This is a genomic window from uncultured Campylobacter sp. (assembly GCF_938045595.1).
Lineage (GTDB): Bacteria > Campylobacterota > Campylobacteria > Campylobacterales > Campylobacteraceae > Campylobacter_B.
Genome location: NZ_CALIBB010000086.1, coordinates 1 through 9812, shown reverse-complemented (window position 1 = coordinate 9812; position 9812 = coordinate 1). Strand labels below are relative to the sequence as shown.

General features: G+C 45.1%; 7 protein-coding genes and 1 pseudogene. 6 read left to right on the top strand and 2 right to left on the bottom strand.

Features of this window, described 5'->3' with window-relative positions; translation table 11 throughout:
* From glyA to Q0340_RS03345, 6 genes and pseudogenes are all read left to right on the top strand, one after another.
* Nucleotides 1-304: pseudogene (gene glyA / locus Q0340_RS03370) on the top strand (serine hydroxymethyltransferase); the annotation flags it as partial.
* 94 nt (nt 305-398) lie between these two features.
* On the top strand, nt 399-1430 hold the full coding sequence (locus Q0340_RS03365) for a hypothetical protein (protein ID WP_298082157.1): 1032 nt from the start codon (nt 399-401) through the stop codon (nt 1428-1430).
* Nucleotides 1430-2215, top strand: a complete 786-nt coding sequence (locus tag Q0340_RS03360) for a shikimate dehydrogenase (protein WP_298082156.1) — start codon at nt 1430-1432, stop codon at nt 2213-2215. The genes Q0340_RS03365 and Q0340_RS03360 overlap by 1 nt, the downstream gene beginning before the upstream one ends.
* 479 nt (nt 2216-2694) lie before the next feature.
* On the top strand, nt 2695-2901 hold the full coding sequence (locus Q0340_RS03355) for a DUF4492 domain-containing protein (protein ID WP_298082158.1): 207 nt from the start codon (nt 2695-2697) through the stop codon (nt 2899-2901).
* 2 nt (nt 2902-2903) lie between these two features.
* Nucleotides 2904-4427: a cytochrome ubiquinol oxidase subunit I gene (locus Q0340_RS03350; protein ID WP_298082155.1), complete on the top strand. Its 1524-nt coding sequence runs from the start codon at nt 2904-2906 to the stop codon at nt 4425-4427.
* A gap of 1 nt (nt 4428) precedes the next feature.
* Nucleotides 4429-5535 carry a cytochrome d ubiquinol oxidase subunit II gene (locus Q0340_RS03345; protein WP_298082154.1) on the top strand — a complete coding sequence of 369 codons (1107 nt, stop codon included), beginning with the start codon at nt 4429-4431 and terminating at the stop codon, nt 5533-5535.
* 346 nt (nt 5536-5881) lie between these two features.
* Here the strand turns inward: Q0340_RS03345 and Q0340_RS03340 are convergent, their stop codons facing one another.
* Nucleotides 5882-6850 carry a putative transporter gene (locus tag Q0340_RS03340; RefSeq protein WP_298063437.1) on the bottom strand — a complete coding sequence of 323 codons (969 nt, stop codon included), beginning with the start codon at nt 6848-6850 and terminating at the stop codon, nt 5882-5884.
* On the bottom strand, nt 6850-9591 hold the full coding sequence (locus Q0340_RS03335) for a M16 family metallopeptidase (RefSeq protein WP_298082153.1): 2742 nt from the start codon (nt 9589-9591) through the stop codon (nt 6850-6852). The genes Q0340_RS03340 and Q0340_RS03335 overlap by 1 nt, the downstream gene beginning before the upstream one ends.
* Nucleotides 9592-9812 lie beyond the last annotated feature (221 nt).

Genomic DNA, 9812 nt, shown 5'->3' with positions numbered 1-9812 from the left:
GAGCTTTTTAAATAGAGATTTTAGCGGCAAGGACGCTAGCGCTGCGCTTGAAAATGCAGGCATCACGACGAATAAAAATACCGTACCGGGCGAGACGCGCAGCCCGTTCGTCACCAGCGGCATTCGCGTCGGCAGCCCCGCACTTACCGCGCGAGGGATGAAGGAGAAAGAATTTGAGTTTATCGGAAATAAAATCGCCGACGTGCTAAGCGACATCTCAAATTCCAAGCTTCAGACGCAGGTCAAAGAGGAGGTGCGAGATTTGGCGCACCGCTTTATCATCTACGACCGCGCGATGTATTAAATTTAATAAATTCGGGTAAGCTTACCCGAATTATCTATTTCGTAAATTTTGCGTGGTAGAATTTACAAAGTAAATAATAATCTTAGGAGAGAGTATGAACGACAAAAATTTCGATATGAGCAGCATAGACGACATAGTGATCAATAGCGGCAATGTCGATAAGGACGCGAATTTAAAAAAAGGTCTTACCGTCGCAGCTGGCGTCGTAGTTTTATTCTTAATCATTTTAATCATAATGAAGGCTATTAATAAAGACGATATTGATACTAACGCAGGTCTTACTATGCCTAGTGAAGAAGAGCTTGCCAAAGCGGAGCAAAAGCCTGCCGTACAAGTTCAAAAACCTGAGCCTTCGCAGCCTGAGCCTGTAGAGGTGAAATCAGAACCCAATACAGCATCTGCAGCTCCAACCAAAGTAGAGATAAAAACCCAAGAGCCTAATTCCGAAAGCAAGGTCGTCGCAAGCGCTCAGCCTGAAGCACAGAAAGTAGAAATCCAAAAGCCCGAAATCAAAGAAGAGCCAAAAAAATCCGAAGTTAAAATAGAAAGTAAAAAGATTGAGCCTAAAGACGAAGCCAAAAAGTCTGAAAAAACGGACGTAAAAAAGTCCGAGCCTAAGAAAGAATCTGCAAAAGACGAGATCAAAAAAGAACCTTCTAAAACCGAAATTAGAAAAGTCGAGCAAAAAGTAGAGCCTAAAAAAGAACCTGAAAAACAAGCAAAAACAGAAGTTAAAAAAGAGCTTTCAAAAACGGAAGCTAAAAAGGAACATGCTAAAGCTGAGACCAAAAAAGAGCCCGCTAAGCCCGAGCCTAAAAAAGAAGCTAGCAAGCCAGAGTCTAAAAGTGAGAGCGTAAAGGCTGGCGTTGCAGCAAAGAGCACCAGCACCAGCGTGGCAAACGGCAGTTATGTGCAGGTTTTCGCATCCAATGCCTACGATCCAAACGGATCTGATACCAAAAAAATCACCAAAAAAGGCTACAGCCCAATTGCGCTGCAAACTCACGTTGGAAGCAAGAGCGTGACTAAAATTTTAGTCGGACCTTTTGAGGGCGAGGCGCTACAAAAGGCGCTTAGCGATATGCGCAGCATCAATAGCGGTGCGTATATTTACCGAGTGAAATAGTGGACAGATTTGCGGTTTTCGGCAACCCGATCGCGCACTCCCTCTCGCCGCTACTTCATAATTACGCGATAAAATTTTTGGAGCTGGACGCCTACTATGGGCGAGTTTTGCTGCAGCGCGGCGAGGAGCTGCGAGCTAAATTTGAAACTTTAAGGCTTGCGGGCGCGAACGTAACCGTGCCTTTTAAGCTCGACGCATTTAAAGCATGCGACATCTTAAGCGAGGCGGCGCAGAAGATAGGCTCGGTAAACACGCTGGTGCTAAAAGGCGGCGCGCTGCAAGGCTTTAACACCGACGCGCAAGGCTTTTTCTGCGCGATTTTGGGCTTTGGTGAGATTCGCAATGCGCTTATTTTAGGTGCTGGCGGCACGACGCGAGCGATCGGCTACGCGCTAGGCAAAAACGGCGTGAAATTCGACATCCTAAACCGCAGCACAAAGGATTTCGACTTCGGCTGCGAGGAGTTCTTTACCTATGAAAATTTCAGATCCAAAGACTACGATCTGATCGTCAATGCCACCGGCGCGGGGCTCAAAGATGACGCGCTGCCTGCGCCCGAGGGGGTAATAGATGAAATTTTATCCCGCGCAAAATTTGTCTTTGATGCGATCTACGGCAAGCAGACTTCGTTTTTACAAGCCGCGCGTGCAAAAAATCTACCCGCAAAAGACGGCAAGGAGATGCTGATAAATCAAGGCGCGCTTGCTTTCAATCTCTTTTTCGGCGGCAAATTCGACCTAGCAGAGATTGCAGCGCTGATGAGCCATGCTGCAAATTTACGCTAAATCGACTCTTAGGCTTTTCAATTATCCGCCCGGTCTAACGAAATGCTTTAGATTTTGCGCCGAGTTAATTATACGTTCTTAAATTTTATATCGTGTAATTCGGGCGTTTAGCCTCAAAATTTTTACGTTTGCTTTCAACCGAGCCGTGTTAATTTACCTACAAAAAATTCTGTTTAAAATAGCTACAAATTAGGCACAAAGATGCTTGGTAAAGTCTCGCGCATTTTTCTGCTCGCTTCTTGATATATTCTATTCTAAAATTTTATATGACGAATCTAAACTAAAATTTTGTGCAGTTTAAGTAAAATGCGATCGGTTGCGAATTATGCGGTAGAAACTTTATTTAAGTGTGGTGGCGCAAAAACTCATTTATTAAAAAGATAAAATTGCTACCAAAATTTCAAAATTTAAAGCTAAATTTTAATTAATTGTTATACAATAAAAAATATAAACTAATAATTGCTAAAGGTTAAAATTTGATGTTTTTCGGCAAAATTTTAAAATTTTACGCGCACGGATTTGCTTCGATGAAGCTTGGCAAAACGCTGTGGGCGGTGATTTTGATCAAGCTATTCATAATTTTAGTGCTACTTAAATTTTTCATTTTCGACGAAAACTTGGATTCTAAATTTAAAACCGATCAAGAAAAAATCGATTTCATCTATAAAAATTTGACTAAGGAGTAGGAATGCAAGAGCTTGCTAGCGTGGATTGGTCGAGGGCGCAGTTCGCACTCACGGCACTTTATCACTTTCTTTTCGTGCCCCTAACGCTGGGGCTTAGCTTTATCGTGGCGTTTATGGAGAGCCTATATGTCGCGACCGGCAAGCAGGAGTGGCTCAAGATCACTAAATTTTGGCTGCGCCTTTTCGGTATAAATTTCGCCATCGGCGTCGCGACGGGCATCATAATGGAGTTTGAGTTCGGCACCAACTGGGCGAATTACAGCTGGTTCGTGGGCGACATCTTCGGCGCGCCGCTTGCGATCGAGGGCTTGCTTGCGTTTTTCTTAGAAGCTACCTTCTTTGCGGTAATGTTCTTCGGCTGGGACCGCGTAAGCAAAAAATTTCATCTTCTCTCGACCTGGCTCGTGGCGATCGGATCGAATTTAAGCGCGTATTGGATTCTAATCGCGAATGCTTGGATGCAAAACCCTGTTGGTACGAGCTTTAATCCAGATACGATGCGAAACGAGATGAGTAATTTTTTAGATATCGCGCTATCTCACTTCGGAGTGGCTAAATTTTTACATACCGTCGGCGGCGGCTACATTACCGCGGCGCTTTTCGTGCTTGGAATTTCGGCGTTTTATATGCTAAAAAACAAAGACTTCGCGCTTGCTAAAAAAAGCTTCATCGTAGCGGCAAGCTTCGGTATGCTAAGCTCGCTTTTCGTGCTATTTAGTGGCGACGAGAGCGCCTATCAGGTTGCACAAAAGCAGCCGATGAAGCTTGCGGCGATGGAAGGTCTGTATAAAGGTGAAGTAAACGCGGGCATCGTCGCGGCGGGAGTTTTAAATCCGAGCAAACTTCCCGGAGACGATAAGGAGCCGTTTTTATTTGAGATCAAGGCGCCTTACGCGCTGGGGCTGATGGCTACGAGAGGGCTTGATAATTTCACTCCTGGCATCGATGATTTGGTATTTGGAAACGAAAAATTCGGCATCGAAGGCGCGGATAAAAAGATCGAAAAAGGCAAAATCGCCCTGCAAGCGCTAAAGGATTATAAGACCGCCAAAGACGCGAATGACACCGCGGCGATACAGCAGGCGCGCGAAATTTTATTCGGCAACCAAAATATGCAAAATTTAGGCTACGGCTACCTTGACGATGCGAAGCAGATCGTCCCTCCCGTGGCGCTTACATTTTATAGCTTCCACGTGATGGTGGCTTTGGGAAGCTATTTTATCTTGCTATTTTTCGTGACGCTATTTTTGGCGATGCGAAAAAACCTCGCCGAATACAAGAAAATTCTATGGCTTTGCGTCTTTAGCATTCCTCTGGGATACGTCGCGTGCGAGGCGGGCTGGATCGTAGCCGAAGTAGGGCGCCAGCCGTGGGCGATACAAGATCTTATGCCGGTAGGCGTCGCAGCTACGAGCCTGGCAGGAACGAACATAATGATCTCGTTTATGCTCTTTGCGGTTTTATTTACGGTTTTATTCATAGCCGAGATAAAGATCATGCTAAAACAGATAAAGATAGGATTTTAAGATGCACGAAATTTTTCAAATTTATTGGTGGTGCGTGGTTTCGCTTCTGGGCGGAATTTTAGTTTTTATGCTCTTCGTGCAGGGCGGTCAGACGCTGCTATTTACGCTGGCGAAAAATGAGACCGAGAAGGATTTCATAATAAATTCCATCGGCAAGAAATGGGAGCTCACGTTTACTACGCTCGTGATGTTCGGCGGGGCGTGCTTTGCGGCGTTTCCGCTATTTTATGCGACCAGCTTCGGCGGTGCGTATTGGGCGTGGATGGCTCTGCTTTTTTGCTTTATAATCCAAGCCGTCGCCTACGAGTACAGAAAAAAGCCCGATAATTTCTTGGGCGCTAAAACTTATGAAGCCTTTCTTTTCATAAACGGCTCGCTGGGTACGATCCTGCTTGGTATCATCGTCTCGACGCTTTTTAGCGGCAGCGAATTCGCGCTGGGCGATAATAATTTCGTACAGTGGAAAAACCCCGCTCGCGGACTTGAAGCGCTAGCAAATCCGTTTAATTACATCTTGGGAGTTGCGCTATTTTTCTGCGCCAGAACGGGAGCAAGCTTATATTTGATGAACAATATCGCCGAGCCCGAAATGATTGCCAAGCTCAAAGCCTCGCTTAAATTTAACGCTATCGCGTTTTTGGTTTTTTTTATCGCGTTTTTGGCGTGGGTCTTGCTAAAGCAGGGCTACGCAGTCGGCGCCGGCGGCGTAGTAAGCCTTGAGAGCTTTAAGTATCTGCATAACTACCTAAGCCTGCCTGCGGCGCTAGTCTTGCTACTGCTGGGCGTCGTGCTGGTGCTGGTGGGGATATTCAAAGGCACATTTACAAGCAGCGTGCGTGGAGTATTTTTTTACGGCGTGGGCGTCGTATGCGCGGTAACGAGCGTATTTTTGATCCTAGGGCTAAACAATACGGCGTTTTATCCGTCAAATTTCGACCTGCAAAGCTCGCTTTCGATAAGCAACGCAAGCTCAAGCCTCTATACGCTTAAGACGATGTTTTACGTGTCGTTTCTAGTGCCTTTCGTGCTGGGTTATATCAGCTATGTTTGGCGCGCGATGGATGCTAAAAAGCTCGATAAAGAGGAGCTTTTGAAGGAGCATTATTAGGCGCGTCAGCTCCAGCATGGTTTCCGCGCGCCGTGTGGCGGCGAGGCTGTGCTTTTGTGCACGGCACTGCGCGCTTTTGCGCTTAGTTAAATTTCATATCGGCGGCGCTTTTTATGCGACGCATTTATAAAAAATTTTAAGGATTAAAAATGATCAAATCTTTAGTTTTCATCGCGATTTGGATGATCTTGCTCGTAGGAAGCTATAAATTTATAAAGCTAAACATTACTCATCACGAAAAAAGAGAGCAGTAAAAGCGTAGAAATTTTAAAAGCTTGCGGCCCGGGATTTCACTTTAAATTTAGAAAGTGAAATTTTGGGCCGCAAGATACGGGCGAAATTTTATCTAGCCCTTGTAATCGATATTTTTTTCAAACTCTTTAAGTCGCATATGGATTGAGCGAAGCTCCGTGATCGTCGTCCAGTTATCGATAAAAACGCTAAAGCTGCCGCGTACTTGATTAAAAGCATTGCCTACTTGAATCATCACTCCAAGCGTAATCGCCTTAGTAAAAAGCCCCGGTCCCATTATGAGATAGGGCACGATGACTAGGATTTGCGAGAAAGAATTTAGCCATAAATCAAAGTAGCAGTAGTGCAAAAATAGCCTGTAATAGTTGTGCTTTAGTTTGCCAAATAGCGTCTTTGTGGTCTCTTCGCTCGCATATTCCGCCTTATTCTCCTCGGCATAAACCAGCTCTTTGCGAAACGCAGCTTCCGCCTTTTGATTGTTGTATTCAAGCCTAGGCAGAAACCAACCTACTAGCCAAGAAATTATAAGTCCGCCGATGCTTACTGCAAGTGCGATCCACACGAGAGAGCCGGGAATTTTTTTGAGCGCCTCAAAAGGTACTTTCTCGCTAAGGCTCCACAAAACAGGGATAAACGCAAAAAGAGTCATCGCCGCCGAAAGCACGCGCGTGCCTATATCTTCGATGATTTTTGAGAAGCGGTAGATGTCTTCTTGGATACGCTGCGAGCTTCCTTCGATATCTTTACTTACCTTTTTCCAGTATGAAAAATAGGAAAAGGTCATCGCCTCTCGCCATTTAAACGCCCAAATTCGCGCCACGTATCGCTCCGAAATAGCAGCTACTACGGCAGGCATCGCTATCCATAAAAAGACCCTCATCTGCGCGTAAAAATCGTTTAACGTATGACGATCTACGTTTTGACACAAATCATAAAATACGCGATACCATTCGTTGAAACGCACGCTCAGCGTAGTTTGATACCAATTGATAGCGATCAAAAATACTAGCCCTGTATATGCTAAAAGCGCCCATTTTTTGCTTTTAAAAAATGAAACGAACATTAGCGTTTCTCGGAGCTTTTTGGATTTAAAATCGCCGTAAATAGCCTATCGCTTAGCACTCGCGCCGCTTTTTGCACATCCGCACTTTTTACTGCGTTTACGCGCGCGGCGTAGCCATTTTCGTCGTAGAGCGGATAGCCGTAAAGCTCGTGTGCAGTGATATTAGCAAGCCAAAAATCATTCGTCTGCGCAGCTCTTTTGGTCGATAAAATTTGCGCTTTTTTAAAATTTGAAAGCTCGCTATCTTTCGCACCGGAGCTTTCGATCTGTTTTAAAATTTCACTCACGCTTGCTGCAACGGCACGGGCATCTTTCGGCTCGGTAGAAAACGATACGTTCAAGCTCGCTGCGATTTGTGGCTCACGCACATAGGCGCTATGTACCATCGCCGAGTAAATTTGTCCGCGCGCCTCGCGGATCTGCTCGACAATGCGATTGCTTAGCACGCTTTTTAACGCTTGAAATTTATAAGTGTCTGAAAAGTCAAAATTTTGCAGCTCATAGTTTGAAAAAATCATCCGAACTTCGCTTTTATCACTATCGCCGTAGTCTTGCACAATCTCGCCGCTAGAAGTATTTAGCATCAAAGTTTTAGGCGTAGCGCTGCTTGTGCCGGGCTTTAGATTGCCGATATATTTGGCTAGAATTTGTTTTGCGCGCGCAGGCTCAAAATCGCCGCTAAGCACAAAGATAAAATCTCCAACACCTGAAAAAATTTCATCCGCATCGCGCTGTAAATCGGCAAGATTTGCGCTCTTTACGTCATCTACGCTAAGCGGCTGCTTGCGAGCCGTATCTCCTGAATATAGAGATTTTAAAATTTGCTCGCCGAATTTAAATTCCGCCGTCTCGTTTCGCAGCGCAATCGCCGAAAGCGCGTCGGTTTTGTATTTTGTAAGCGAGCTTGCATGAATTAGCGGCTCGCTAAATCTTGCGTAAAGCTCGTGTGCCATCGCCTCCAGATCCGCTCCTGCGCCTCTAAAACCGCAGTCTGCGTCATCCATCCTAAATCTTAGCTTATAATCAAATTTTGAGGTCAAGCGTCCCGCCTCATATTCGTTTAGCTCGCCTATGGTGCCCGAGTTGAGCAGCGCAGTTAAAATTTCGCCACGAGCCTTGCCAAAGTGTGCGTAGCCGCCTTTTTTAACGGCTACGAGGGCGATTTTATTTTTCTCGCTTTTAAGGGGTTTTAAAATTACGCGAGCGCCGTTTTTAAATACCAAAATTTCAGTGCCGCTAGCGCCTTTTTGCGCTTTAAATTCCGTCTCTTTTAAATCTGCTCCCGCAAGCTGCTTGGAAGCAAGCTTCGAAGCAGCGAAATTAAACGGCGCCGCTTTTTCGTAGAGCAGCTCCGCATCTTTTTGGCTAATGCCCAAATCCTTTGCCGAGATAATCTCCGTAAATCTCGCTCCATCCGTTATCTGAGAGAAAAATTTATTAACATCCGCTAGCGTTATTTCTTCTAACGCCTTGAGGCTTAGATCGTGCTCGTCTTGCTTACTAAGCTTTACATTGCCGTTTTGTACGAAATCAAGTAGTGCCCCTATTTGCGCACTTTGTGTATCGTTCTTAAGCAGATCGGCTTGCACTTGATGTTTAAATTCCGCCTTAACGCTATCAAAATCGTCATTGTTAAATCCGTGTTCGCGTACCCCTTTGATCGCGCTAAAAAGACTACTTAGCGTGGCGTTGGCGTCGAAATTAAAAATATTCGCGCTTATGCTGTATAGTCTGCGGTTTTTAAACAGATCGTCCGAGCCGAAATAGGCTTTAAGCGGAATTTTGGCATTCACATTCATCGCGTCGTATCCAAGCTCCATCAGCCTCGATACGTAGGCTTGCAGCCACTCATTTTTAAGTGCACCGTAGCTATTTAGCGGCTCATATTTGCCTGCGTAAAGCACGCTAGCGACATTGGCGCCGAGCTCGGGCTCTACGGTGCTTGCTAGCCCGCCTTCAAATGGGCGTAGGCTAAGATCGCGCGGGATTTTTTCGCCGTGCGCAGAAAGAGAGCTAAAATTTTGCTTGATTAGGTTTTTAATCTGCTCAATGTTTACGTCGCCCACGACTATGATGCTAATGGCGCTAGGAAGGTAGTTGCGCGCGTAGAATTTTTTTAGTTGCTCACCGGTGGCGCCTTTGATGATTTCATTTTGTCCAATCGGAAAGCGTCTGGAAAATATGGAATTAGGGTATAAATATGTGGCGCGCTTTTCATAAAAGCGCCTCTCAAAGCCTTTTTTTGCTTCCTCTAAGATGACGCCTTTTTCCTTTTGCGTTTCGTTCTCGTCAAATTTTACGCCGCCTGCATAATCGCGCAGTACCAAAAATACGTCCTTTAGCGTTTCATCGCTTACTTGGGCTTGGATGTTGTAGGTGGTATTTTCAAAGCCAGTCTGTGCATTGAGATCGGCGCCGAATTTCACCCCTAGGCGCTGCAAGGTATGAACGAGCTCGTTTTTATCGAAGTGCTCGCTGCCGTTGAACGCCATATGCTCGACGAAATGCGCAAGACCCTGTTCGTCGTCATTTTCATCGACACTGCCCGCAGCTACGTTGAGGTAAAAAAGCGCACTATTTTTTGGCACATCGTTTTTGAGGATATAAAATTTCACGCCGTTTGCTAGCTCGCCGTGCACGACGCTAGGATCGAGCTTAAGTGGCGCGTCCGGGTTGGTATCTGCGGAGTAAAGGCTCAAAGAGCAAAGTAGGGCGGAGATAAAAAATATAAGCTTTTTCATAATTGTCCTTGGATTTAAAAACTTGCGATTGTAACAAAAGCTAGTTTAAAGTATGATTTTGCAAGCTTTGTTATGGGTGAAATTTTACCAAGGATTTGGGGTTTTACTTGCGGTTTTAAAATTTTACTTGTAGAATTGAGAGGAATGGAATTTTTGGAATTTTTGGAATTTTTGGAATTTTTGGAATTTTTGGAATTCCGCCGCCGCAACTTAAAATTTTG